This window comes from Microbacterium sp. 2RAF4, assembly GCF_052115285.1.
Lineage (GTDB): Bacteria > Actinomycetota > Actinomycetes > Actinomycetales > Microbacteriaceae > Microbacterium > Microbacterium oxydans.
The window spans coordinates 142601-167475 of sequence record NZ_JBFRGI010000001.1; the positions used below are offsets into that span (position 1 = coordinate 142601).

Annotated in this window: 23 protein-coding genes and 1 tRNA gene; 17 read left to right on the forward strand and 7 right to left on the reverse strand. The window is 67.7% G+C overall.

What is annotated here, in order from left to right:
* A complete protein-coding gene (hisN, locus tag AB4070_RS00695; protein WP_441978485.1) occupies positions 1-798 on the reverse strand; it encodes a histidinol-phosphatase in 798 nt (265 codons plus the stop codon).
* A 156-nt stretch (positions 799-954) separates the two neighbouring features.
* On the opposite strand from hisN, the gene AB4070_RS00700 reads away from it, so the two are divergent.
* Together AB4070_RS00700 and AB4070_RS00705 are read left to right on the forward strand one after the other, a co-directional pair.
* Positions 955-1027, forward strand: a tRNA-Lys gene (locus AB4070_RS00700).
* Positions 1028-1310: 283 nt separating this feature from the next.
* A complete protein-coding gene (locus AB4070_RS00705; protein ID WP_441978486.1) occupies positions 1311-2816 on the forward strand; it encodes an Ig-like domain-containing protein in 1506 nt (501 codons plus the stop codon).
* Positions 2817-2969: 153 nt separating this feature from the next.
* Here AB4070_RS00705 and AB4070_RS00710 read toward each other — a convergent pair whose 3' ends face one another.
* From AB4070_RS00710 to AB4070_RS00725, 4 genes are all read right to left on the reverse strand, one after another.
* Positions 2970-3452, reverse strand: coding sequence for a YbaK/EbsC family protein (locus AB4070_RS00710; protein WP_441978487.1), 483 nt, complete (start codon positions 3450-3452; stop codon positions 2970-2972).
* 76 nt (positions 3453-3528) lie between these two features.
* Positions 3529-4758 (reverse strand): MFS transporter, encoded by a 1230-nt coding sequence (locus AB4070_RS00715; RefSeq protein ID WP_441978488.1) that lies wholly within the window; start codon positions 4756-4758, stop codon positions 3529-3531.
* Complete coding sequence (locus AB4070_RS00720) at positions 4755-5192, reverse strand: MarR family winged helix-turn-helix transcriptional regulator (protein WP_441978489.1); 438 nt, start codon at positions 5190-5192, stop codon at positions 4755-4757. Before AB4070_RS00720 ends, AB4070_RS00715 begins: the two co-directional genes overlap by 4 nt.
* 35 nt (positions 5193-5227) lie before the next feature.
* On the reverse strand, positions 5228-6013 hold the full coding sequence (locus tag AB4070_RS00725) for an IclR family transcriptional regulator (protein ID WP_441978490.1): 786 nt from the start codon (positions 6011-6013) through the stop codon (positions 5228-5230).
* A gap of 104 nt (positions 6014-6117) precedes the next feature.
* Between AB4070_RS00725 and AB4070_RS00730 the strand changes: the two genes are divergently transcribed.
* The 3 genes from AB4070_RS00730 to AB4070_RS00740 are packed head-to-tail and all read left to right on the forward strand — an operon-like array spanning position 6118 to position 8738.
* The gene (locus AB4070_RS00730) at positions 6118-6891 is read left to right on the forward strand and encodes a CoA transferase subunit A (RefSeq protein ID WP_441978491.1); all 774 of its coding nucleotides are present in this window, start codon (positions 6118-6120) and stop codon (positions 6889-6891) included.
* A 1-nt stretch (position 6892) separates the two neighbouring features.
* Complete coding sequence (locus tag AB4070_RS00735) at positions 6893-7561, forward strand: CoA transferase subunit B (protein WP_441978492.1); 669 nt, start codon at positions 6893-6895, stop codon at positions 7559-7561.
* Positions 7554-8738, forward strand: coding sequence for an acetyl-CoA C-acetyltransferase (locus AB4070_RS00740; protein ID WP_441978493.1), 1185 nt, complete (start codon positions 7554-7556; stop codon positions 8736-8738). The genes AB4070_RS00735 and AB4070_RS00740 overlap by 8 nt, the downstream gene beginning before the upstream one ends.
* Before the next feature lie 23 nt (positions 8739-8761).
* Here AB4070_RS00740 and AB4070_RS00745 read toward each other — a convergent pair whose 3' ends face one another.
* Positions 8762-9061: a hypothetical protein gene (locus AB4070_RS00745; RefSeq protein WP_441978494.1), complete on the reverse strand. Its 300-nt coding sequence runs from the start codon at positions 9059-9061 to the stop codon at positions 8762-8764.
* A gap of 217 nt (positions 9062-9278) precedes the next feature.
* Between AB4070_RS00745 and AB4070_RS00750 the strand changes: the two genes are divergently transcribed.
* The 8 genes from AB4070_RS00750 to AB4070_RS00785 all read left to right on the forward strand — a co-directional run bounded on the left by AB4070_RS00750 (position 9279) and on the right by AB4070_RS00785 (position 19389).
* Positions 9279-10568, forward strand: coding sequence for an MFS transporter (locus AB4070_RS00750; RefSeq protein WP_441978495.1), 1290 nt, complete (start codon positions 9279-9281; stop codon positions 10566-10568).
* Positions 10569-10596: 28 nt separating this feature from the next.
* On the forward strand, positions 10597-12003 hold the full coding sequence (locus tag AB4070_RS00755; RefSeq protein WP_441978496.1) for an alpha,alpha-trehalose-phosphate synthase (UDP-forming): 1407 nt from the start codon (positions 10597-10599) through the stop codon (positions 12001-12003).
* A gap of 50 nt (positions 12004-12053) precedes the next feature.
* Complete coding sequence (gene otsB / locus AB4070_RS00760; RefSeq protein WP_441978497.1) at positions 12054-12851, forward strand: trehalose-phosphatase; 798 nt, start codon at positions 12054-12056, stop codon at positions 12849-12851.
* A gap of 9 nt (positions 12852-12860) precedes the next feature.
* A complete protein-coding gene (gene ilvD / locus AB4070_RS00765; protein WP_441978498.1) occupies positions 12861-14579 on the forward strand; it encodes a dihydroxy-acid dehydratase in 1719 nt (572 codons plus the stop codon).
* A 51-nt stretch (positions 14580-14630) separates the two neighbouring features.
* On the forward strand, positions 14631-16433 hold the full coding sequence (locus tag AB4070_RS00770) for an acetolactate synthase large subunit (RefSeq protein ID WP_441978499.1): 1803 nt from the start codon (positions 14631-14633) through the stop codon (positions 16431-16433).
* A 3-nt stretch (positions 16434-16436) separates the two neighbouring features.
* On the forward strand, positions 16437-16946 hold the full coding sequence (gene ilvN, locus AB4070_RS00775) for an acetolactate synthase small subunit (RefSeq protein WP_017830816.1): 510 nt from the start codon (positions 16437-16439) through the stop codon (positions 16944-16946).
* 46 nt (positions 16947-16992) lie between these two features.
* Positions 16993-18021 (forward strand): ketol-acid reductoisomerase, encoded by a 1029-nt coding sequence (gene ilvC / locus AB4070_RS00780; RefSeq protein WP_058630555.1) that lies wholly within the window; start codon positions 16993-16995, stop codon positions 18019-18021.
* A gap of 93 nt (positions 18022-18114) precedes the next feature.
* Entirely contained in the window at positions 18115-19389 is a 1275-nt protein-coding gene (locus AB4070_RS00785; protein ID WP_441978500.1) for an alpha-L-fucosidase, read from the forward strand.
* A gap of 19 nt (positions 19390-19408) precedes the next feature.
* On the opposite strand, the gene AB4070_RS00790 is transcribed toward AB4070_RS00785, so the two are convergent.
* Positions 19409-20560 carry an ROK family protein gene (locus AB4070_RS00790; protein ID WP_441978501.1) on the reverse strand — a complete coding sequence of 384 codons (1152 nt, stop codon included), beginning with the start codon at positions 20558-20560 and terminating at the stop codon, positions 19409-19411.
* A gap of 201 nt (positions 20561-20761) precedes the next feature.
* Here AB4070_RS00790 and AB4070_RS00795 point away from each other — a divergent pair, with 201 nt between their 5' ends.
* The 4 genes from AB4070_RS00795 to AB4070_RS00810 are packed head-to-tail and all read left to right on the forward strand — an operon-like array spanning position 20762 to position 24859.
* Entirely contained in the window at positions 20762-22021 is a 1260-nt protein-coding gene (locus AB4070_RS00795; protein WP_441978502.1) for an ABC transporter substrate-binding protein, read from the forward strand.
* Between the two features lie 51 nt (positions 22022-22072).
* Positions 22073-22978 carry a carbohydrate ABC transporter permease gene (locus AB4070_RS00800; RefSeq protein ID WP_441978503.1) on the forward strand — a complete coding sequence of 302 codons (906 nt, stop codon included), beginning with the start codon at positions 22073-22075 and terminating at the stop codon, positions 22976-22978.
* The gene (locus AB4070_RS00805; RefSeq protein ID WP_046748404.1) at positions 22968-23882 is read left to right on the forward strand and encodes a carbohydrate ABC transporter permease; all 915 of its coding nucleotides are present in this window, start codon (positions 22968-22970) and stop codon (positions 23880-23882) included. The genes AB4070_RS00800 and AB4070_RS00805 overlap by 11 nt, the downstream gene beginning before the upstream one ends.
* Positions 23883-23884: 2 nt before the next feature.
* Entirely contained in the window at positions 23885-24859 is a 975-nt protein-coding gene (locus tag AB4070_RS00810; RefSeq protein WP_441978504.1) for an ROK family protein, read from the forward strand.
* The last annotated feature ends 16 nt before the right edge of the window (positions 24860-24875 follow it).

A 24875-nucleotide genomic window follows, 5' to 3' on the forward strand; every position in this document is an offset into this window, starting at 1 on the left:
TCAGCTCTGCGTCAAGCTCAGGAACTCCTCGTGCAGAGTCCCGTTGGTTGCGAGTGTCGAGCGCGCGCTGATCGTCTCCGCGCCGTCGATCGCCGTCATCCGGCCACCGGCCTCTCGGACGATCGGGACGGCAGCAGCGATGTCGTACTCTTTGACGCCGAACTCGGCGACCATGTCGATGCGGCCCTCCGCAAGGAGCATGTACGAGTACACGTCGCCGTACGCCCTGTCCCTCCAGACCCGTGCGGCGACCGCCAGGAGTGTGTCGAGGCGCCCGGCATCCGACCACTGCGCGATGCTCTGGAAGCTCACGCTCGCGTCGTCGAGGGAGGAGACCGAGGATGTCTGGATCCGACGCGGTCCGTTCTCGCCGTCCGTCCAGGCGCCACCGCCGGTCGAGGCCCACCAGCGTCGACCGAGCGCCGGCATGCTGACCACGCCGACCTGAGGCACGCCGTCCACCGCGAGGGCGATCATCGTTCCCCACAGCGGGACCCCGCGGAGGAAGTTGGCGGTTCCGTCGATCGGGTCGATGATCCACTGACGCTGAGTGCTGCCCTGGGCGCCGAACTCCTCGCCGAAGATGCCGTCCTCGGGTCGCTCTTCCTCGAGGATGCTGCGGATCGCGCGCTCCGTGGCGAGGTCGGCATCCGTCACATGCGAGTTGTCGGCCTTGGTCGAGATCTCGAGATCCGATGCGTCGAAACGCGGGAGGGACTGGGCGTCCGCGGCGTCAGCCAGGCGGAGCGCGAGTTCGAGGTCGTGACGCAGGGCATCGGCGTGGGGAGAGGTGTTCACGGTCTAAGAATAGTCGTCGGTTCAGCGGCGCTCGAGGGTCGAAAGACCATGTCTGGCGCCTCTCATCGCCGCGGCGCGCCCGGGTGCCGACGCCGATTTCACATGGACCCGGTCGGCTGGTAATGTAATTCCTCGGTCGGGGTTATCCCGGGCCACGCACCTCTAGCTCAATCGGCAGAGCAACTGACTCTTAATCAGTGGGTTCTGGGTTCAAGTCCCAGGGGGTGCACGGAACAGCCTCAGTAGATCTCGCCATCTACCGAGGCTTTTCTGCTTCCTGAGCACCTTCCGACGCCTCGTCGAGCACGACTCCGATCGCGTCCTGCTCAGGAGAGTTCGAGAATCGCGTAATAGATCGCGCACCCCGTCGTCTCTCATATGGGGACACCTGCCTCGCGCCTCCGTACTGCCGTTTCACAGCGTCAGCACCGAGCAGCGGGCTTCATCAAGAACTGGGGAAGATCTTGCACGAAAGAAATGGGGGCGCCGTCGCGCGCCGAAAAATGACCGCGATGATCGTGGCGGCCGCTGCGGCGCTCACTGCCGCGATCACTCTCGCCGGCGCCGGGAGCGCTTCGGCAGCGGAGTACGACTATCCCGCGGCCATCGACCCTGCGTCGATCACCGTGACGACCGTCAACGGTGGCGGAGGCGTCTCGCAGTGGGACCAGGTGCGTGTCGATGCCGACTGGGCCGTGCCGGACGGAGCTACGGGTGGCCAGACGTTCGGGTTCACACTCCCGAAGGAGTTCGCCCGCGCGGGGACGTCCTTCTCCGTGCCATCGGCCGAGGACCCGAGCGTGGCGATCGCGCAGTGCAAGGTGAGCACGGATGCGGCTCCCGTCGTGACCTGCACCCTCACCGACTACGTGAACGGCCGAACGGGCGTCACGGGCTCGCTGTGGTTCGTCGCCTCTGCGGATGAGCAGACGACACAGTCGACCGTCGAGTTCACCGTCGACGGCAAGATCACACCGGTCGAGATCCCCGGCGGGGGGATCGGGCCTTCTGCACCGCTGCCCACCGAACCGCAGAAGTGGTCCTGGCAGACGGACGACGGCAGGATCGCATGGGAACTGGCGCTCCCGGGAGCGAGCTTCGCCGGAGCGGAGTCGATCGTGATCGATGACACCCTCGTCGGCGCCGGTGACGGGCTCGCCGAGCACCACAACGAGGACGGCCAGCTCGCCGTGCGCAGCGCCACCATGCAGGATCAGGACTCGCAGACGATCACGAACTGGACGGGGTCCTGGAACGCCGAGGGCACGGCGTTCCACCTCGAGATCCCGGGTCCGATCGACCCCACGCGGATCTACTTCGTCAAGTACTTCACCGTGCCGAGCACCCAGGTGGACGGGGCGACCTTCGCCAACACCGCCGACGTGAACGGGATCAAGCTCGAGGACAAGGAAGTCTGGAACGTCACGGGTGGGGGAACCGGCGACGGCGACGCCACCGGGGCATTCACCGTGACCAAGGCGGTCTCCGGATCCGGCACGTCGGCTGTGCCCGCCGACTCCGTCTACACGGTGCGGTACAGCTACGGCGACCCTGCCGTCGAGCGCACCGTCGCCGTCACCGCGGGCGCCACCTCGCCGCTGATCCAGCTGCCTGCGGGCACGGTGGTCACTATCGTCGAGCTCACCCCGCCCGCCATCGAGGGAATCGACTGGGGGGCACCCGCGTTCTCGGGCGCGGGTGTGCAGGCACGTCCCGACGGAGGAGCGCAGATCACGGTCGGCGCCGGTGCGACGCTCTCGGTGACCCTCACCAACACCGCGACCACGACGCCACCCGTCGTTCCGCCGACGACTCCGCCGACGACACCGCCGACGACACCGCCGACCGTGGTCACGCCGCCGAAGGAGCTGCCGCTGACGAGCGGATCGTCGCTGGCGACGACGGGCGCCGATGTTCCCGGTGGGCTGCTGTGGGCCGGAGGATCGGCACTCCTGCTCGGAATCGCACTCACCCTGCTCGGAGCCGTTCGTGCTCGGAAGCGGGCAGCACACAACTGATCGTCGAGAGAGCCGGGTTGTGGAGCCTACGCTTCGCGACCCGGCTCTCAGGGCGACCCGCAGCGTGTCCGGATGCGGACCCGGCCCCTGCGGGAGGGTGAGGGGCGGAACTCAAGCGACGGAGATCACGCGATAGAGATCACGCGACGGAGATCACACGACGGAGATGACGGTTCCCCGGGTCAGGGCGGTGAGCTGGTCGAAGGTCAAGGGCATGACCGTGTGAGGATGGCCTGCCGCCGCCCACAGCTCGTCGTGGGCCTGCAACGCCTCGTCGATGTATGTGCGAAGCGGTGCCGGGTGACCGACGGGTGCGACGCCGCCGATGACCTGGCCGGTCGCCGAGCGGACCACGGCGGGCGGAGCCATCGTTACCTCCACTGCGCCGATGCTCGTCTTCAGCGCGTCGAGGTCCACCCGGTGCCCACCGCTGGTCATGACCAGCACCGGCACGTCGTCCGCGACGAAGACCAGGCTGTTGGCGATCGCCGCGACCTCGCAGCCGATCGCGGCGGCTGCTTCTGCTGCGGTGCGTGCCGAGTCGGGGAGCACCCGGATCCGGACGTCGATGCCTGCGTCCACGAGGTGCTGGTGCACGCGCCTACTGCGTTCGGGGAGTGCGGGTGTCTCAGTCATCGATCCACGATATCCAAAGCTCGTGGCCTGGCGTCGGAGCGGTCTCCAGTGACCTCTCCGACGCCAGGAGTCCGGTTCAGCCGGCGTCTCCCACGAGGATCGCCGCCGCATCCTCCGTCACCGCGTCTGCGGGCTCGTCGTCGATGTGGGCGAGTACCCGCCGACCCAGGAAGACGGTGAGCGCGGCCAGCAGGACCGAGACAGCGGCGAACAGGTAGGGAACCGTCGCGTTGAACGCGTGCCACAGGAGAGCGGCGAGCGGGGGAGCCATGGCACCACCGAGGAAACGGACGGCTGAGTACGCCGACGATGCGACGGAGCGCGGGAGATCGGTCGCCTCCATCACCGCTTCGGTGAGCACGGTGTTCATCACTCCGAGCAGAAGCCCACCCACCACGATGCAGGTGACCAGTGCTGCGGCGTTCTCAACCACGAGCCCGGCGGCGATCAGATCGACCGCCAACAGCGGCAGGACGACCAGGATGATGCGTGTCCTGGGCATGCGGCGCATGAGCAGAGGCGCGACCCAGACACTGGTGACCGCGAGCGCGACTCCCCAGCCGAAGAAGGTGAAGCCGATGCCCATCGCGCCGAAGCCGAGCGGGAACGGGGAGAAGGCGAGGAGGACGAAGAAGCCGATGTTGTAGAACAGGGCCGTGATGGCGAGCACCGCGAGTGCCGGCCGACGCAGAGCGGCGAACGGCGCGGAGAACTTCACGGGAACGCGCTTCTCCGCGGGGCCACGCAGCAGGATCAGCACGGCCACGAAGGCGATCGCCATCAAGGCGACCACTCCGAAGAACGGTCCGCGCCAGCTCTGCTCGCCGAGGAGGCCGCCGAGGAGCGGGCCGACGGCGATGCCCAGGCCGAGGGCGGCTTCATAGAGCACGATGGCCGCGCTGCTGCCGCCCGATGCGGCACCGACGATCGTGGCGAGGGCCGTCGAGATGAAGAGGGCGTTACCCAGGCCCCACCCGGCACGGAAGCCGATGACGGCGTCGACGCTGCCGCTCAGTGCGCACAGCAGTGCGAACACCACGATCAGCGCGAGTCCGATGAGCAGGGTCGCCTTGGCCCCGATGCGGCTGGAGATCCAGCTGGTCACCAGCATCGCGAGACCGGTCACCAGGAGATAGCTGGTGAAGAGCAGCTCGGTCTCGACGGGAGAAGCCTGGAGCGACTCGGCGATCGCAGGCAGGATCGGGTCGACGAGTCCGATGCCCATGAAGGCGACGACGCACGCGAATGCGACGGCCCAGACCTGGGCCGGCTGTCTCCACACCGAGGGGGTGGCGGGGGTGTTCACCGAGGTTCTCCTGTTCGATCAGTGGTGGTATGCGCGGCGAGGATCTCCGCCGCACGTGTGAGGGCGGCCCACTCCTCGTCGTCCAGAGCGGCGAAGCGCGGGGCAAGGGTGTCGCGGAACTCGGCTCGCCAGGCGGCGAGAGCCGAGGTTCCCTGCGGAGTGATGTCGACGACGGTCGCCCGGGAATCATCCGGGTCGGGGGAGCGGAGGATGAGCCCTTCTCGCTCCAGGCCGCCGAGGAGACGCGTCATTCCGGGTTGCGTCGTCCGGGCGGCGGCAGCCAGTTCACCGACGCGCCGGGAGCCTGCCTGCTCGAGCAGGCTCAGCACCCGCCATTGCGCCGCGGGCGCGTCGTTTCCGGCGTCCTGCGCGGCGATACGGCCGAGCGCGTACCCCGAGAGCACCAGTGAAGGGATGACGTCCGCGCGATTCATACCAGCAAGTATATACCTGATGGTATGAATAAAGGTCACCGTCGTGCGGTGGCGATGCGCGCGGAGAGCTGATGTGCGTGTGCCAGCAGGGTGCGGCCGAGCTCAGCCATCCGGTCGGGGCCGAAGCGGAACTCCACGCCGGTGAGGCTCAACGCCCATTCCGGGCGCCCCGAGCGATCGAACACAGCGGCGCCGAGGCCCCAGCTGCCTTCGACGATCAGGCCGGGGTTCACCGCGTATCCCCGTTCCTTGGTCTCGGCGAGACGCGTGCGAAGGGGTTGCATGCCGTGGGCTCGTCCCCACGAGCTCTCGAGGTCCGGGTGACGGTCGAGATAGGCATCCACATCGTGGTCCGGGAGGAAGGCGAGAATGGCGAGGCCGGCGCTCGCGACGCCCAAGGGGAACCGGACGCCCTCGCTCAGCACGAAGGAACGGATGGGGAACGAGCCTTCCTCGCGGAGGAGGCAGACCGTCTCGTCCGCTCGACGTACGGAGAGGAACGCGCTCTCCTCGGTCTTGACGGCGAGTGAGCGGACCACGTCGCGGGCGAGAGCAGTCACGTCGTACCGAGCGGCCGCGACGGATCCCATCAGGAAGAGCTCAGGACCGGGCATCCACCGGGTGCTCTCGCCGTCCCGGTCGACCAGGCCCTCGGCGCGGAGAGCGCTCAGCAGGCGGTGCGCTGTCGAGCGTGAGAGATCTGCGCCGCGCGCCAGCTCCTGCAGCGAGGCACCTCCCGCGCCAGCGGCCGTCACCAGACGCAGCAGACGCGCGGCTCTGGCGATGGCCTGAGCGCCGGGCACCGCAGCAAGAGGTTCCATGATGTGGACGCTACCTCGAGGTTCTGCCACATCACAAGATCCTGCTTCTCCGGGCAGGCGCTCTGGACGGATGCTGGAGAGAGCACGCGATCGAAGGAGCCGACGTGATCGACAAGCACTGGGAGTCTGCCGAGGCAGCTGTCGCCGACATCGAGGATGGAGCGTCGCTGGCGGTCGGCGGCTTCGGGCTCTCCGGTAACCCGATCGCACTCATCGAGGCACTCCTCGCACAGGGCACCACGGGCCTGAGCGTCGTGAGCAACAACTGCGGGGTCGACGACTGGGGTCTGGGCGTGCTGTTGGGCGCGCGGCGGATCCGCAAGATGACCTCGTCGTATGTGGGCGAGAACAAGGAGTTCGAGCGTCAGTTCCTCAGCGGGGAACTCGAGCTCGAGCTCACACCGCAGGGAACCCTCGCCGAGAAGCTCCGCGCCGGCGGCTCGGGGATCGCCGCCTTCTACACCCAGTCCGGGGTCGGCACACAGGTCGCGGAGGGAGGACTGCCGCGCCGGTACAACGCCGACGGCACGATCGCCGTCGCCTCGCCCCCCAAGGACGTGCGCGCCTTCGAGGTCGACGGGCAACCGCGGGAGTTCGTCCTCGAGGAGGCGATCACCACCGACTTCGCGCTCGTGCACGCCGCCCGCGGAGATCGACACGGCAACCTCGTGTTCAACAAGGCGGCGCGCAACTTCAACCCGCTCGCCGCCATGGCGGGACGGGTCTGCATCGCTCAGGTCGAACAGCTGGTGGAACCGGGGGACCTCGATCCGGATCTCATCCATCTTCCCGGTGTCTTCGTGCACCGCGTCGTCGAGGTCGGCACCGACATCCCCAAGCGCATCGAACGGCGCACCGTCGCCGTGGAAGGAGCCTGACATGGCACTGACCCGCGAGCAGATGGCCGCCCGCGCTGCGGCCGAGCTGCAGGACGGCGCCTACGTGAACCTCGGCATCGGCCTTCCCACGCTGGTGCCCAATCATGTGCCGCCCGGTGTCACCGTGGTGCTGCAGTCGGAGAACGGCATCCTCGGTGTCGGCCCCTATCCGAGGGAGGACGCGGTCGATCCCGACCTGATCAATGCGGGCAAGGAGACGGTGACCGCTCTTCCCGGGGCGGCGTTCTTCGACTCGGCGACCAGTTTCGGCATGATCCGAGGGGGCAAGATCGATGCCGCGATCCTCGGGGCGATGCAGGTCTCGTCGGCGGGAGACCTCGCGAACTGGATGATCCCAGGCAAGATGGTCAAGGGTCCTGGCGGTGCCATGGATCTGGTTCACGGCGCCGGCCGTGTCATCGTGCTCATGGAGCACGTCGCCAAAGACGGTTCCGCGAAGATCGTCGACGAGTGCTCCCTGCCGTTGACGGGCCGGGGTGTCATCGACCGGATCATCACCGACCTCGCCGTGATCGACGTGACATCGGAGGGACTCGTGCTCGTCGAGACCGCGCCCGACGTCACGGTCGCCGACGTCGTCGCCGCGACGGAGCCACCCCTCATCGTCTCTCGCACACTGCACAACGGAAGGACCACGCACCATGACTGAGAAGGACGTCGTCATCGTCGCCGCTGCTCGCACTCCGCAGGGGCGCCTCAAGGGGCAGCTCTCCGCGTTCACGGCGCCTCAGCTCGGATCGCTTGCGATCCGCGGCGCGCTCGAACAGGCCACGATCGACCCCGCCGATGTCGACGCCGTCATCGTCGGTCAGGTGCTGGCGGCCGGGTCGGGACAGAACGCGGCGCGGCAGGCGGCGATCGGTGCGGGCATCGGATGGGACGTTCCGGCGCACTCGGTGAACAAGGTCTGTCTGTCGGGGCTGACGGCGATCATCGACGCCGCGCGCATGATCCGCACGGGCGATGCCGAGGTGGTCGTCGCCGCGGGCATGGAGTCGATGACGCGCGCCCCGCACCTGCTGATGGGTTCCCGTGACGGCTGGACGTACGGAAGCGTCGAGGTGCTGGACCACATGGCGTACGACGGGCTCACCGACGCGTACGACCAGGAGAGCATGGGTGCATCGACGGAACGGCACAACGCGCGTTTCGGACTCACCAGGGAGGCGCAGGACCAGGTCGCGGCTCTCTCCCACCAGCGTGCGACGGCTGCGCAGGAGTCGGGGGTGTTCGACGCGGAGATCGTCCCAGTGGACGTTCCGCAGCGACGGGGTGAGCCCGTGCGCGTGACGAAGGACGAGGGAGTGCGACCCGACACCACCGTGCAGACGCTCTCGGGGCTCAGGGCGGCGTTCGCGGAGGGCGGCTCGATCACCGCCGGCAACTCATCGCCGATCTCCGACGGCGCCTCCGCGGTCGTCCTGACGACCCGCGACGTCGCGACCGCGAAGAGCTGGCCCGTGCTGGCGACCATCGGTGCGAGCGGACAGACGGCAGGACCCGACAACTCGCTCCAGGCGCAGCCGGCGCGTGCGATCGAGCGTGCGTGCGCCAAACAGGGCATCGCACCGTCCGATCTCGATCTCGTCGAGATCAACGAGGCTTTCGGTGCCGTCGTCGCACGTTCCCAGGACGAGCTCGGACTCGACGAGAGCATCGTGAACATCCACGGCGGCGGCATCGCGATCGGCCACCCCATCGGGGCCTCCGGCAACAGGCTGGTCGTTCACCTCGCGCATGAGCTGGCACGCCGGGGGACGGGGACCGCGGCGGTCGGACTCTGCGGTGGTGGCGGCCAGGGAGAGGCGCTCATCCTCACCAGATGACGACGGTCACTGCCGGGGCCCGTTCAGGGACGCGACTCCTTGGCGTGGTCCTGCGTGTCGGCGAGCGCCTTCTGCGAGCGGAACTGCAGTCGCTGAGCCTTCTTCGCCTTCTTGACCGACTGCGGGGAGTCGGCGTCCACCAGTACCCCGCGGCGCTCGCGGTTCATGTCGATCACGGCGCCGATGGCGAGCGCCATCGTGATGCCCCAGCTCACCCAGGACAACACGGCGCGCCAGGTGATGGGCTGCTCGCGGGTGCCGCGCAGCAGGGAGACTCCGGCGGAGATCGCAGCGACAAGTCCGGTGCTGAAGAGGTAGCGCATTCCCCCACGCTACCTTCCCGGCCCCCTGGTCGCATCGAGCCTTGACAAGCCCCGGTGGATCCGGCAGGGGAGGAGCTGAAGGGCGACACTCGGGCGCACCCGCTATCATGGCCTGGTCGCGGCTCGCCCGCGGCCGCACAACCGTGTATCTACCGGCCGTCGGCATTCCGGCGGACAGCGGCGGCACCCGACATCGCGTCTTCGACGCGCGAGAGCCATGACACGCGCAACAGCATCGCAGCAACTCGCCGAGCCGACCCTTCTCCGTCTCGCCGGCCTTCCCTACTTCCTCATCGCCTTCATCGCCCGATTGCCGTTCGCGATGATGGTCGTCGGGGTGCTCACGGTCGTCGTCTCCGCGCGGGGCTCCCTCTCGCTCGGAGGCCTCACCTCGGCGGCCGTGGGGCTCGGCACCGCATGCTTCGGGCCTCTGCTCGGGGCAGCAGCCGACCGCTTCGGGCAGCGAGTCGTGCTGACGGTGCTCGCTGTCGCGAACGCGGCGATGCTTCTCCTTTTTACCGTGGTCGTCTACGGAACGGCGCCGGACGGATTCGTGCTGCTCGCCGCCGTCGGCATCGGGGCGAGCGCCCCGCAGGTCGCTCCGCTCTCACGCTCGCGACTCGTCACGATCATCAGCGAACGGATGGCGGAGTCCCGCCGTGCGAAGACGGTGTCGGGCACGATGGCGTACGAGTCGGCGGCGGACGAGACGGTGTTCGTGTTCGGGCCGTTCCTGGTCGGGATCCTGGCGTCGGCGATCGCACCGTGGGCTCCGCTGGTCGGTGCAGCCGTCCTCACTGTGGTCTTCGTGGGTGCGTTCGCGCTGCACCCCAGCGGCCGACACGTCTCGCAGGATCGCGACGCCGACGGGAAGGCGCCTTCGGCCGTCTCCGAGCTGTTCCGTCCCCAGCTGCTGATCGTGGTGGTCGGCATCCTCGGCGTCGGTATCTTCTTCGGCACGATGCTCACCTCGCTGACGTCGTTCATGGCCGACCGCGGGGCGCCGGAACAGGCCGGCCTCCTCTACGGGGTCATGGGTGTGGGATCCGCGATCCTCGCACTCGGCGTCGCATGGCTTCCCCCGCGATTCTCTATGCGCGCACGGTGGCTCGTGTTCTCCGGGATCCTGCTGGCTGGCACGCTGCTGCTCGGCTTCGTCGACACCCCTGGCACCATGATGCTGGCGCTCGCGATCATGGGCATCGGCATCGGTCCCACCCTCGTCACGCAGTACAGCTTCGGCGCAGCACGCAGTCCGCGGGGACGTTCTGCCACCGTCATGACGATGCTCGGTTCCGGCGTCGTCGTCGGGCAGTCCATCGGAGCGGCCTTCGCCGGCGAGATCGCCGAGAGCGTCGGCACGCCTGCTGCGCTGCTGCTCCCGATGGTCGCGGCGCTGATCGCCTTCATCGCAGGTGTGGCGAACTGGTTCCTCAGCGGTAGAGGGGACGCGAGGCCTGCGTCAACCCCTGACGCGCGATCCGCGGAGATCGACGTTCCTCGATAGCCTGGAGGAAACCCCGGGAGGAGCCCTCGTGGCCGCAGCAGATTTCGTCGTCGTCGCCAACCGCCTGCCCGTCGATCGGGTGGTGGGTCCCGGAGGTGAGGAGACCTGGCGCACGTCTCCCGGTGGTCTCGTCGCCGCGCTCGAGCCGATGATGCGGAGCGTGCACGGGGCCTGGGTGGGCTGGCCCGGTCAGGCCGACGTCGAGCTGGAGCCGTTCGCGGCCGACGGCATCGACCTGATACCGGTGACTCTCAGCGCTCAGGAGGTCGCCGAGTACTACGAAGGTTTCGCGAACGACACCATCTGGCCGCTCTATCACGATGTGATCGCGCCGCCGCAGTACCACCGGGAATGGTGGGAGGCATATGTGACGGTGAACCGCCGCTTCGCCGAGGCCGCTGCCGCCGCGGTCGCGAAGGACGGCACCGTGTGGGTCCACGACTACCAGCTGCAGCTCGTGCCGCAGATGGTGCGGGAACTGCGGCCCGACGTCACCATCGGCTACTTCCACCACATCCCGTTCCCCGCTCACGGTCTGTATGCGCAGCTGCCCTGGCGCGACCAGGTGCTGCGGGGACTCCTCGGCGCCGACGTCATCGGCTTCCAGCGCGCGCAGGATGCCACGTACTTCTTGACCGCCGTGCGCCGCCGCTTGCGGTACGAGGTCAAGGGCTCGCATGTCGCGGTGCCGGACGGCGAGCAGACGAGGACAGCGGTGGCGAGAGCCTTCCCGATCTCCATCGACACCGAGCCTTACCTCGAACTCGCGGCCAGGGAGGACATCCAGGCCAGAGCCGCCGAGATCAGAGCCAGCCTCGGCAACCCCAAGCGCATCCTGCTCGGCGTCGACAGGCTCGACTACACGAAGGGCATCCGGCACCGGATCAAGGCCTATGGCGAACTGCTCGAGGACGGGCGGCTGAACGTCGAGGACGTGACACTGGTGCAGGTCGCGAGCCCCAGCCGCGAGCGGGTCGATGCCTACGTGCATCTGCGGGACGAGATCGAGCTCGCAGTGAGCCGCATCAACGGCGACAACGACACGATGGGGCACTCCGCCATCCGGTACCTGCACCAGGGCTATCCGCGCGAGGAGATGGTCGCGCTCTACCTGGCGGCAGATGTCATGCTCGTGACAGCGCTCCGCGACGGCATGAACCTCGTGGCCAAGGAGTACGTCGCCACCAGGGCCGACAACCGCGGTGTCCTCGTGCTGAGCGAGTTCACGGGGGCGGCGGACGAGCTGCGCCAGGCCGTCCGCGTCAACCCGCACGACATCGAAGGCCTCAAGGACGCGATCATGACCGCCGTGGACATGCCGGCGGGCGAGCAGTCGCGTCGCATGCGCTCGCTCCGGCGCCGAGTGCTCGACAACGATGTGACCGCATGGTCGTCGTCATTCCTCGCCGCGTTGGCGGAGGTACGTGGTCGCTGAGTCCGTGTGCGGCCGCGATACTGGAGGAGTCCCCTTCGATTGGAGAATCTGTGACGCGCCCCTGGACCCCCGGAACCGCCGATGACGACCTGAGCGCCCTGGCAGGGACTGCACGGCTCGTGGTCGCGCTCGACTTCGACGGCACGGCATCGCCGCTGGTCCCGGATCCGATGGCAGCCAGAGCTCTGCCCGAGGTCGCCATCCAGGTCGACCGCCTCGCCGCTCTTCCGGACACCGTCGTCGCCTACGTCTCCGGACGCAGCATGCACGACCTCCGCGTCATCACGGAGCACACCGACGACTCCGCGATCGCCTTGGCCGGATCGCACGGCGCCCAGTACTGGTTCCCGGGGGAAGGCGACGCTGACGCCCCCGGCGAGTCGACGGACGACAGCGCTCGAGAGGAGCTCTGGGCGGCGGCGAAGCCGATCATCGACCGCTACGAAGGCGCCGAGTTCGAGCCCAAGACCTTCGGTATGGGCGTGCATACCCGTCGTGCCGACCGCGAGACCGAGGAACGCGTCTTCGCCGAGATCGATGCCCTCGTCGCGGAACGCTTCCCGCACTGGAGACGGCGTTCCGGCCACAGGGTGCTCGAGTTCTCCTCTCGAACGGAGGGCAAGGATGCCGCGATGGCCGCTCTCCGCGAGAGGTTCGACGCCACCGGGATCCTCTTCGCAGGCGATGATGTGACGGACGAGGATGCGATGCGTGTGCTGCAGCCCGGTGATCTCGGCGTGCGGGTCGGGCCGGGGGAGAGCGCCGCGACCCTTCGTGTGGACTCTCCACAACAGATCGCCGACCTTCTGGAGGCGTTGGCGGACGAACGTGCCTCTCGGCGGCAATAGACTTCCGTCATGTCCTCGCATGATCCCTCCAGCAGCGCGCCCATCGACATCAAGCCCCGCAGCCGCGTCGTCACCGACGGCATCGAGGCCACGACCTCCCGCGGCATGCTCCGTGCCGTCGGCATGGGCGACGCCGACTGGGACAAGCCGCAGATCGGCATCGCGTCCAGCTGGAACGAGATCACTCCCTGCAACCTGAGCCTCGACCGTCTTGCTCAGGGGGCGAAGGAGGGAGTGCACTCGGGCGGCGGCTACCCGCTGCAGTTCGGAACCATCTCCGTCTCGGACGGCATCTCGATGGGCCACGAGGGGATGCACTTCTCGCTCGTCTCCCGCGAGGTCATCGCCGACTCGGTCGAGACCGTGATGATGGCCGAGCGCCTGGACGGCTCCGTCCTGCTCGCCGGCTGCGACAAGTCGATCCCCGGCATGCTCATGGCCAGCGCGCGCCTCGACCTGTCGAGCGTGTTCCTCTACGCCGGATCGATCGCGCCGGGCTGGGTCAAGCTCTCCGACGGCACCGAGAAGGACGTCACGATCATCGACTCGTTCGAGGCGGTCGGCGCCTGCCGTGCCGGCTTGATGAGCGAGGAAGACCTCAAGCGCATCGAGTGCGCCATCGCTCCCGGTGAGGGCGCGTGCGGCGGCATGTACACCGCCAACACCATGGCCTCCGTCGCTGAGGCACTCGGGCTCAGCCTGCCGGGCTCCGCCGCGCCGCCCGCTGCCGACCGCCGTCGCGACTACTTCGCGCACCGGTCGGGCGAGGCCGTCGTCAACCTGCTCCGTCAGGGCATCACGACGCGCGACATCCTCACCAAGGAGGCGTTCGAGAACGCGATCGCCCTCGCGATGGCTCTCGGCGGCTCGACCAACGTCGTCCTCCACCTCCTCGCCATCGCCCGAGAGGCCGAGGTCGAGCTGAGTCTGCACGACTTCAACCGCATCGGCGACAAGGTCCCGCACGTGGCCGACATGAAGCCGTTCGGCAAGTACGTCATGAACGACGTCGACCGCCAGGGCGGCATCCCCGTGATCATGAAGGCCATGCTCGACGAGGGACTCCTGCACGGCGACGCGCTCACTGTCACAGGCAAGACGCTCGCCGAGAACCTCGCGGACCTCGACCCGCAGCCGATCGACGGCGAGGTCATCCACACCTTCGACAACCCGATCCACGCCACGGGCGGGCTCACGATCCTGCACGGCTCGCTCGCCCCGGAGGGTGCCGTCGTCAAGACGGCGGGCTTCGACGCCGCGGTGTTCGAGGGACCGGCTCGCGTGTTCGAGCGCGAGCGTGCGGCCATGGACGCCGTGGCCGAAGGCGAGATCGAACCCGGCACGGTGATCGTGATCCGATACGAGGGGCCCAAGGGCGGACCGGGCATGCGAGAGATGCTCGCGATCACCGCGGCCATCAAGGGCGCGGGACTCGGAAAAGATGTACTACTCTTGACGGACGGACGATTCTCAGGCGGCACAACCGGCCTGTGCATCGGCCACATAGCACCCGAAGCGGTGGACGCAGGTCCTATCGCCTTCGTGCGCGATGGTGATCTGATACGGGTCGATATCGCAGCTCGCTCTCTCGATCTACTCGTCGACGAGGCAGAGCTCGCCTCCCGCCGCTCTGGCTGGGAGCCGCTTCCCCCGCGCTACACCCGAGGCGTTCTTGCCAAGTACTCGCGCCTCGTGCGGTCCGCCGCCGAGGGAGCGACCACCGGCTGACCCGGACGTTCCGACGTCCGGCGTCCTCCACAGATCATCAGAAGGAAAGTCATGACTGCTGATTCCGCTCCGGCCGTGCCGAGGCCGCCCGCCCGTCAACCCGCCGCACCGGAGATCACGGGTGCGGAGGCCGTGGTCCGTTCGCTCGAGCTGCTCGGTGTCACCGACGTGTTCGGGCTTCCGGGCGGGGCTATCCTCCCCGTCTACGACCCGCTGATGGACGCTTCCGAGCTCCGTCACATCCTGGTGCGTCACGAGCAGGGAGCAGGGCACGCGGCCGAGGGGTACGCCTCCGCATCCGGCAAGGTGGGCGTGTGCATCGCGACCTCCGGTCCCGGCGCGACCAACCTCGTGACCGCGATCGCCGACGCCTACATGGATTCGGTGCCGATGCTCGCGATCACCGGTCAGGTGTTCTCGACCCTCATGGGGACGGATGCGTTCCAGGAGGCCGACATCGTGGGCATCACGATGCCGATCACCAAGCACTCCTTCCTCGTGAAGGACGCGGCGGACATCCCCGGCGCGATCGCTGCGGCGTACGAGATCGCCGGCACCGGTCGCCCCGGTCCGGTGCTGGTCGACATCACCAAGGACGCGCAGCAGGCGACTGCGCCCTTCGTCTGGCCGCCCAAGATCGACCTCCCCGGCTATCGGCCTGTGACGAAGGCGCACGGGAAGCAGATCCAGGCCGCAGCGGCCCTCCTCGCCGAAGCCAAGAAGCCGGTGCTGTACGTGGGCGGTGGCGTGATCCGCGGCAAGGCGTCCGCGGAGCTCCTCGAACTCGCCGAGTCCACCGGGGCCCCGGTCGTCACGACGCTGATGGCCCGTGGCGCCTTCCCCGACTCGCACCCGCAGCACCTCGGCATGCCTGGTATGCACGGCACGGTTCCTGCGGTGCTCGCTCTGCAGGAGGCCGATCTGCTCGTCTCGCTGGGTGCGCGGTTCGACGACCGTGTCACGGGCAAGGCGGCGCTGTTCGCACCGAACGCGAAGGTCGTCCACGTCGACATCGACCCGGCGGAGATCTCCAAGATCCGCACGGCTGACGTGCCGATCGTCGGCGATGTGCGCGACGTGCTCACCGACCTCGACGCCGCGTTCCGTGGCGCGACGGCCGACACGAAGCCCGACATCGAGGAGTGGTGGTCGTACCTGGACGGTCTGCGTACCGAGTTCCCGCTCGGATACGCGCCGACCACCGACGGTCTGCTCGCCCCTCAGCACGTGATCCAGCGCATCGGCGAGCTCACCGGGCCGGAGGGCATCTTCGCCTCCGGCGTAGGCCAGCACCAGATGTGGGCGGCGCAGTTCATCAAGTACGAGCGTCCGAACGCCTGGCTGAACTCCGGTGGTGCCGGCACCATGGGCTACTCGGTGCCGGCCGCCATGGGCGCCAAGGTGGCCGAGCCCGAGCGTCCGGTCTGGGCGATCGACGGCGACGGCTGCTTCCAGATGACCAACCAGGAGCTCGCGACCTGCACGATCAACAACATCCCGATCAAGGTCGCGATCATCAACAACTCCTCGCTGGGCATGGTCCGCCAGTGGCAGACGCTGTTCTACGACGGCCGTCATTCGAACACCGATCTCAACACCGGTCACGGAACGATCCGGATCCCCGACTTCGTGAAGCTCGCCGAAGCCTACGGCTGCCTCGCGATCCGCGTGGAGAAGGAGGAAGAGGTCGACGCCGCCATCAAGCTCGCACTCGAGACGAATGATCGGCCCGTGGTGATCGATTTCGTCGTGAGTGCCGATTCCATGGTGTGGCCGATGGTGCCGCAGGGAGTCAGCAACAGCTACGTCCAGTACGCCCGCGAGCACGCGCCCGCATTCGACGAGGAGGACTGATCCATGTCGACCCATGTGCTGAGCCTGCTGGTGGAGAACACCCCCGGCCTTCTGACCCGTGTGGCGGGCCTCTTCGCCCGTCGCGGCTTCAACATCGATTCCCTCGCCGTGGGCGTGACGGAGGTGCCGGGCATCTCCCGCATCACCGTCGTCGTCGACGTCGATGAGCTCCCGCTCGAGCAGGTCACCAAGCAGCTGAACAAGCTGATCAACGTGATCAAGATCGTCGAGCTCGACTTCGCCACGTCGGTGCAGCGCGAGCACATGCTCGTGAAAGTCCGCACCGACAACGCCACCCGGTCGAACGTGATCGAGGTCGTCAACCTCTTCCGCGCTTCCGTGGTCGACTACGCCTCCGACGCGCTCGTGATCGAGGTCACGGGCGACAAGGGCAAGGTCGATGCCATGCTCCGCGCTCTCGAGCCCTTCGGCATCAAGGAGATCGCGCAGTCCGGCCTTCTCGCCATCGGCCGCGGCGGCAAGAGCATCACGGAACGCGTGCTGCGCGGTTGACGCGCCCCCTCTACCCACACGAACCACAATCAAGGAGAAACACAAAGTGAGCACCGAGATCTTCTACGACGCCGATGCAGACCTGTCCCTGATCCAGGGCAAGAAGGTCGCGATCGTCGGCTACGGCTCGCAGGGCCACGCCCATGCGCAGAACCTTCGCGACTCGGGTGTCGAGGTCGCGATCGCCCTCAAGGAGGGCTCGAAGTCGGCGGCCAAGGCCGAGGAAGCCGGCTTCCCCGTCAAGACCGTCGCCGAGGCGACCGAGTGGGCCGATGTCATCATGATCCTCGCGCCGGACCAGCACCAGCGCACGATCTACAGCGAGTCCATCGCGCCGAACCTCACCGCCGGAAAGACCCTCGCCTTCGCGCACGGCTTCAACATCCGCTTCGGCTACATCGATGCTCCCGAGGGCGTCGACGTGATCCTGGTCGCACCGAAGGCTCCGGGCCACACCGTGCGTCGCGAGTTCGTCGCGGGCCGCGGCATCCCCGACATCATCGCCGTCGAGCGCGACGCATCGGGCAAGGCCTGGGACCTGGCGCTCTCGTACGCGAAGGCCATCGGCGGTACTCGGGCCGGCGTCATCAAGACGACCTTCACCGAAGAGACCGAGACCGACCTGTTCGGCGAGCAGGCCGTGCTCTGCGGTGGCGTGAGCCACCTCGTGCAGGCGGGCTTCGAGACTCTCACCGAGGCGGGATACCAGCCGCAGATCGCGTACTTCGAGGTGCTGCACGAGCTCAAGCTCATCGTCGACCTGATGTGGGAGGGCGGCATCGCCAAGCAGCGCTGGTCGATCTCCGACACCGCCGAGTTCGGCGACTACGTCTCGGGCCCGCGCGTCATCGACGAGCGCGTCAAGGAGAGCATGAAGGGCGTGCTGGCCGACATCCAGTCCGGCGCTTTCGCGAAGCGCTTCATCGATGACCAGGACAACGGGGCCGAGGAGTTCCTGGCGCTGCGCGCCAAGGAGGAGCAGCACCCGATCGAGGTCACCGGCAAGGAGCTGCGCTCGCTCTTCGCGTGGAAGCAGCAGGACGAGGACTACATCGACGGCAGCGCCGCGCGCTGATTCGACGGTCGAACGAACGGGCGCCCCTTCGGGGCGCCCGTTCTGCGTTGAGCAGGTGCATCTACGCTCTAGACATCGGATGTCTGTGCCAGGATGAGAGGTATGCGACAGGAATGGTTTGACCGGGCTCGGTTCGGCATGTTCGTCCACTTCGGCCTCTACAGCACCGCCGCAAGGCACGAGTGGGTGCAGAACTACGAGCGGCTCACGGACGAGGACTACCGGCCGTACTTCGACCACTTCGATCCGGATCTCTTCGATGCCGCAGCACTCGCGCGCACGGCGAAGGCGACGGGCATGGGGTACGTCGTGCTCACGACGAAGCACCACGACGGCTTCTGCCTCTGGGATTCGAAGCTGACCGACTTCACCTCGGTCGCGAACACCGGACGTGATCTGGTTCGCGAGTACGTCGACGCGCTGAGGGCGGAAGGGCTGAAGGTCGGTCTCTACCATTCGGTCATCGACTGGCATCACCCCGACTTCACGATCGACTGGAATCACCCGCGCCGCGATGATGAGAACGCCCGTGAACTCAACGTCGGGCGCGACATGGCGGAGTACCGCACCTACCTCCACGGTCAGGTGAGCGAGCTCCTCACCGAGTACGGCGACATCGACTATCTCTTCTTCGACTTCACCTACCCGGAGGAGAAGGACGGGTGGGCGGGCAAGGGGCCAGAGGACTGGGATGCGGCCGGGCTCCTCGCCCTGTGCCGGGAACTGCAGCCGGACATGCTGGTGAACGACCGTCTCGGGATCCCCGCCGACTTCGTCACGCCAGAGCAGTACCAGCCGACCGCGCCGATCGTGCGTGACGGTGTGCCGCTGATCTGGGAGGCCTGCCAGACCCTGAACGGCTCGTGGGGATATCACCGCGACAACACCGATCAGAAGTCGGCCACGCTGCTCGTGCAGATGCTCGTCGACTCGGTCTCGATGGACGGCAACATGCTGCTGAACATCGGCCCGGACGGGCGTGGCGCGGTCGCTGCGCGGGACGCGAGCACGTTGGCGGAGATCGGCGAGTGGATGCGCCTTCACCGGGACGCGGTGGTCGGCGCGGGGCACGCGGCCTTCACGCCACCGCGTGAGGGCGTCTACACCCGCAGAGGAAACCGGCTCTACCTGAGCCTCTTCAACTGGCCCATGGGCTTCGTCCACCTCCCGGAGCTCGCGGGCAAGGTGTCGTACGTCCGACTGCTCAACGACGGATCCTGGCTCCAGACGAGCGTGTCCGACCCCGATCGCGAGGCGGATCTCATGACACCCGCCGGGGAGGCGGAGGGGACTCTGACCGTTCACCTCCCGGTGCGACGACCCGAGGTGCTCGTCCCCGTTGTCGAGCTGACCCTGATCGAGGGCTGATGCGCACCGTGGCGGTGGCTCAGGCGGCCGCCACGGGGATGTCCATGCCCTCGAGCGCGAGTCGGGCCGCGCCGTGCAGGATGGCGTCAGCGCCCGTCGCGGCGGACTCGATGCGCAGTCGCTGGGTGGCGAGCGGGTGGCAGGCCTCGTAGACCCGGCTGCGGACGGCCGCGATGAACGGTTCGGACGCGCTCATGCTGCCGGTGAGGAACACGGCGTGCGGATTGAAGAAGTTGACGACACCGGAGAGTGCCTGGCCCAGGTGGGTGCCGGCCGTGCGGACCAGAGTCGTGGCGAGGGGGTCGGCGTCGCGCGCCAGGCTCAGCACGTCGGTCGTCGTGCGTACGGCGTCGTTCCCGCGCTCGCGCATCTGTCGGACCAGGCTCGCCCCGCTCGCCACGGTTTCCAGGCATCCGGTGTTTCCGCAGGAGCAAGGAATGTCGCCGCTGCCGTCGATGCGCGTGTGGGTGATGTCGCCCGCGGCCGATGTGGCACCGCGGTGCACGTGCCCGTCCACGATGATCCCGCTGCCGATGGCGGTTCCGGCCTTCACGGTGATGCTGTGGCCGGTGTGCCCGAATCGTTCCCTGTGTTCGCCGAGGGCCGCGAGGTTGGCGTCGTTGTCGACTGCCACCGGCACTCCGTAGCGCGCGGACAGGTGGTCGCCGACCCGGAAGCCGGGCCAACCAGGCATGCGCGAGGGTTGGTCGACGGATCCCGTGGAGATGTCGACCGGACCGGGGAGGCTGATCCCGATCGCATGGATCCTGCCCGTCGACAGGAGACGGTCGAACACGACCGCCAGTCGATCCAGGGTGGCCTCCGGTCCCTCGGTCACGTCGACGGCGATGGATTCGCTGTCCAGGAGGGCGCCGCTGAGGGAGTGCCTGCCGATGCGGGCGTGTCCGCCGCCGAGGTCTGCCGACAGGACGAAGCCGTCGGCCGCGATCTGGAGGACGCGTGGGCGCCGCCCTCCGCGTGACGTGCCGTCCCCGGCTTCTCTGAGCACGCCGGCATCCAGCAGGGACTGCACGCGGAGACCGACCGTCGATGCGGCCACGCCGAGCGAGACGGCGAGCTCCGAGCGCGATCGCGCCTCACCGCGGGCGACGAGGTCGAGGATTCGTCGCGTGTGCGGATCGTCGACGGCGGTGTCAGCGGAGTTCGTCATGAGAGCACTTTCCTGTCGGAGCATCGTCAGCGTAGCGGGGGTTCGTCGTGTTTCCCGGGAGTTACGAATTATCAAGCTCCGATAAACATCGGATGTTCGGCTTGCGGCCACTTGCGAAGTATGAAACGGTAACTTCATACGAAATCCTACTAGGTTACTTCGACCCGCGAATTAACCGGTTCCCTTTCCAGGAGGCATTCAATGAAGAAGTTGCGTGTAGGGGCTGTGGTCGCCGTCGCCGGCGTCGCGGTCGCGATGACCGGCTGCGCGAGTGGCAGCGGCACGGGTGGTTCGGCAGACGGCGACACCATCGTGGTGGACATGTGGGCCGGTAGCGAGTCGGACGTCGACGCCCTCGAGGCGCAGGTCGCGTTCGCGCAGGAGCAGAACCCCGACATCAAGATCAAGCTGCAGACGTCGCCGTGGAGCGACTTCTTCACGAAGCTGACCACCAACATGGCGAGCGGCAACATGGCGTGCGTCACCGGCATGAGCGGTGCGCAGCTGGGCGGCTACACCGGCGGCTTCCGCGAGCTGAGCGATGCCGACCTGAAGACGGCGGGAATCGACTGGGCCGACTTCAACCCGAGCGCCGACGGGATCCTCAGCTTCGAGGGCAAGACGTACGGCGTGCCGTTCGATGTCGCGACCATGCTCGTCTACTACAACCAGGACATGCTGACCGCCGCCGGCGCTGCCACCCCTGAGATCGGGTGGACGTTCGACGACTTCGACACGATCGCCGCCGACGCCACCAAGGACGGCAAGTACGGCTTCGGCATGGGCATGGGCGGTTACCAGTGGATGTCGATGCCGATCGCCTACTCGGCCACGCAGCCGGCCTCCGAGGACGGCACGCTGCACATCGATGAGAAGGCCTTCGTCGACGCGTCGACCTGGTATGCCGAGCTCGTGACCGAGAAGAAGGTCGCCGCGCCCGTGGCTTCCGCTTCCGACACCGGGTGGGGAGAGAACCAGTACACCGGCGCGAACGCGGCCATGGCCGTCGATGGCACCTGGAACGCGGTGAGCTACCTCGACAACGAGTCGGGCTTCGCCGCCGGCATGGTCCCGCTGCCCGCCGGAGTCGACGGCAACCCCGGTCCGATCCTCGGCTCCGGCTACGGCATCTCCGCCAACTGCAAGAACCCCGAGGCCGCGCTCAAGGTCATGGGCTCTCTGCTCGGCGAGGATGCGCAGGACTACATCGCGTCGTCCGGCCGCTCCTACCCGGCGCGCACGTCGTCGCAGCCGCTGTACTTCGAGTCCATCGACGAGAAGTACCGCGACCAGGTGAAGTCCGTCTTCGAGGCCGCGTTCGGTGACACCGTCCCGCTCTACATGACGAAGAACTGGCAGAAGCTCGACAGCTACATCCAGCCCAACCTCGTCAGCGTCTACAACGGCCAGATGACGATGGAAGAGCTGCTGTCGAACGCGCAGGCGCAGTTCGGCGAGTGATCGGGCCTCGGCCACCACAGCAGCAATGCAGTAACAGAGGAAGAAACTGAGATGACGATCACGACGAGACGTCGACGATCGCTCGCCAAGGTGGAGGCCGGTCAGGCGCTGGGATTCGCAAGCCCAGCCCTGATCGGGCTCGCCCTGTTCACGATCGTGCCCGTCGGGCTGTCGATCGTGATGAGCGTCTTCGACTGGCCGACCTTCGGCGAGCGGACCTTCAATGGCGTGGACAACTACGTCAAGCTGTTCACCAGCAGCCCCGACTTCTGGCCGGCGCTGCGCAACTCGGCGGTGTACACCCTGCTGTACGTGCCGCTGAGCGTCGCTCTCTCGCTCGTGCTCGCTCTCGGCCTGAACTCCCGGATCCGCGGTCGTGGCGCACTGCGGGTGCTGTTCTTCATCCCCGTCGTGACGCCGATGGTCGCCAATGTGCTGGTCTGGAAGATGATGCTCCAGCCGCAGGGACTCTTCAACGGCCTCTCGCAGACCTGGTTCGGCATCGAGCTGCCCAACTTCCTCGCCGATCCGTCGTGGGCGATGATCATGGTCGTCGTCATGAGCGTGTGGCAGGGACTCGGCTACAACATGCTGATCTTCTCTGCCGCCCTCGAGCAGCTTCCCGAGAGTGTGCTGGAGGCGGCGAGCATCGACGGCGCTCAGGGGCTCCGGCGGGTGTGGAGCATCATCGTGCCGATGATCTCGCCATCGATCTTCTTCGCCACCATCATGACGATGATCACCTCGCTGCAGGTATTCGTGCAGCCGCAGATGCTCACCGGTGGTGGTCCGGGCAATGCGACGAAGCCGCTCGTCATGTACATCTGGGAGCAGGGGTTCACCTTCGGCGATCTCGGCCTCGCCGCCGCAGCCGCGTGGATCCTGTTCGCGATCATCATCGCGATCACCGGGCTCCAGTTCGCCGCACAGAAGAAGTGGGTGCACTATGAGCACTGAGACCCTCGTCCGGCCCGCGGGACGCACCGGCCGTGCCGACCGCGAACGCGAGCGCGCACGTGGTGCGGCGACGACCCCCGGCGCCCGCGCCCGCCTGATCCTCGCGCACGTCGCGATCTACGTGGCTGCGCTGATCTTCATCTCGCCGTTGATCTACGCGTTCTTCTCGGCTCTCAAGCCGAACGCCGAGATGTTCTCGATGCCGCCGACCTTGGTGGGCTCCGAACTGCGGTGGAGCAACTTCGTCGACGTGTTCGCCTACGGACCGTTCCTGACGTACATCATGAACTCCTTCATCGTCGCGATCGGCGGAACACTCGTCGTGCTGATCGTCTCGACCACGGCCGGATACGCCTTCGGGCGCCTGCGGTGGAAGGGTCGGGACGCGGTGTTCGTGCTGTTCCTCGCCACACTGATGGTTCCCGCCGAGGTGCTCGTCATCCCCATGTTCCAGGTCATGCAGTGGTTCAACTGGGTCGACACCTACCAGGCGCTCATCCTGCCCTTCGCGTTCGGCGCCTTCGGGACGTTCCTGATGCGGCAGTTCTTCCGCGGCATCCCCTACGAGCTGGAGGAGGCGGCCCGTGTCGACGGCGCCGGCCCCGTGCGGTCGTTCCTGCAGATCATCCTTCCGCTGTCGAAGTCGGCGGTGGCGGTGCTCGCGGTGTTCACCTTCCTCTCGTTCTGGAACAGCTACCTGTGGCCGTTGATCGTGACCGTCGACTACAACGCGCACGGCACGCTCCCGGTCGGCCTTGCGAGCTTCGCCGGGCTCACCGGAACGCGATGGGACCTGCAGATGGCCGCCGCCATCATCTCGATGGTGCCCACCACGATCCTGGTGATCGTGCTGCAGAAGCACCTCGTCAAGGGCATCGCGATGGCCGGATTGGGTGGTCGCTGAGCATGATCGGTCAGGAACAGGGGACCAGCACGCTCATCGGCGGCGCAGTCGGTACCGGTGCCGCTCTGGTCGGGATCGACATCGGCGGCACCAAGATCGCCGCCCTGCTGGTGGACGGCGACGGTGGGGTCCTCGCCCGGGGCAGCGTCGCCGCTCCGGCCGCGCTCGGCGGTGCCGCGATGGCGGATGCGGCAGCAGCTCTCGCCATGTCGCTGGCAGCGGAGGTGGGAGTCTCCCTGGCCGCAGCCGGAGTGGGGGCGGCAGGAGTCATCGACCACGAGACGGGGACGATCCGTGCGGCGTCGGCGACCTTCGTCGGCTGGACGGGTTTCCCCCTCGGCGATGAGCTGGAGTCACGCCTGGGCGTGCCCGTACGTGTCGAGAACGACGTGAACGCCTTCCTCCTCGGCGAGGCCGCGGCCGACGGGCGCACGGATCGCGACGTGCTCGGTGTCATGCTCGGCACAGGGGTGGGCGGCGCCCTCCTCATCGACGGCGAGCTGCACCACGGACCGCACGGTGCTGCCGGCGAGATCGGACACACTCCCGGGTACAGCGACCTCGTCTGCACCTGCGGCCAGATCGGCCATCTCGAGACGCTGGCATCCGGCACCTCGATCGCCCTGCGCTACCAGGAGAGCGCCGGCGCTTCGGTGCGTGATGCGCGCGAGGTCGCCGATCGTGCCCGTCGGGGGGACGCGGAGGCGGTCGCGGCATTCGACGCCGCGGGTCGGGCGCTCGCCCTCGCCTGCGCGAGCGCGGCCACGATCCTCGACCTGCCCTGCGCGATCGTCGGGGGCGGAGTCACGGCCGCATGGGATCTCCTCGAACCGGCCATCGTGCGAACCCTTGCCAGCGACTCGCCCGTGTCGGGTATCCCGCTGCGAATCATCCCCGCCGTCCTCGGCTCCGACGCGGTCGCTCTCGGCGCGATCGAGACAGCCCGCCGTGCGCTCGTCCCCGCGGGCGCACGCTGAGGGCGACCCCCTCGCA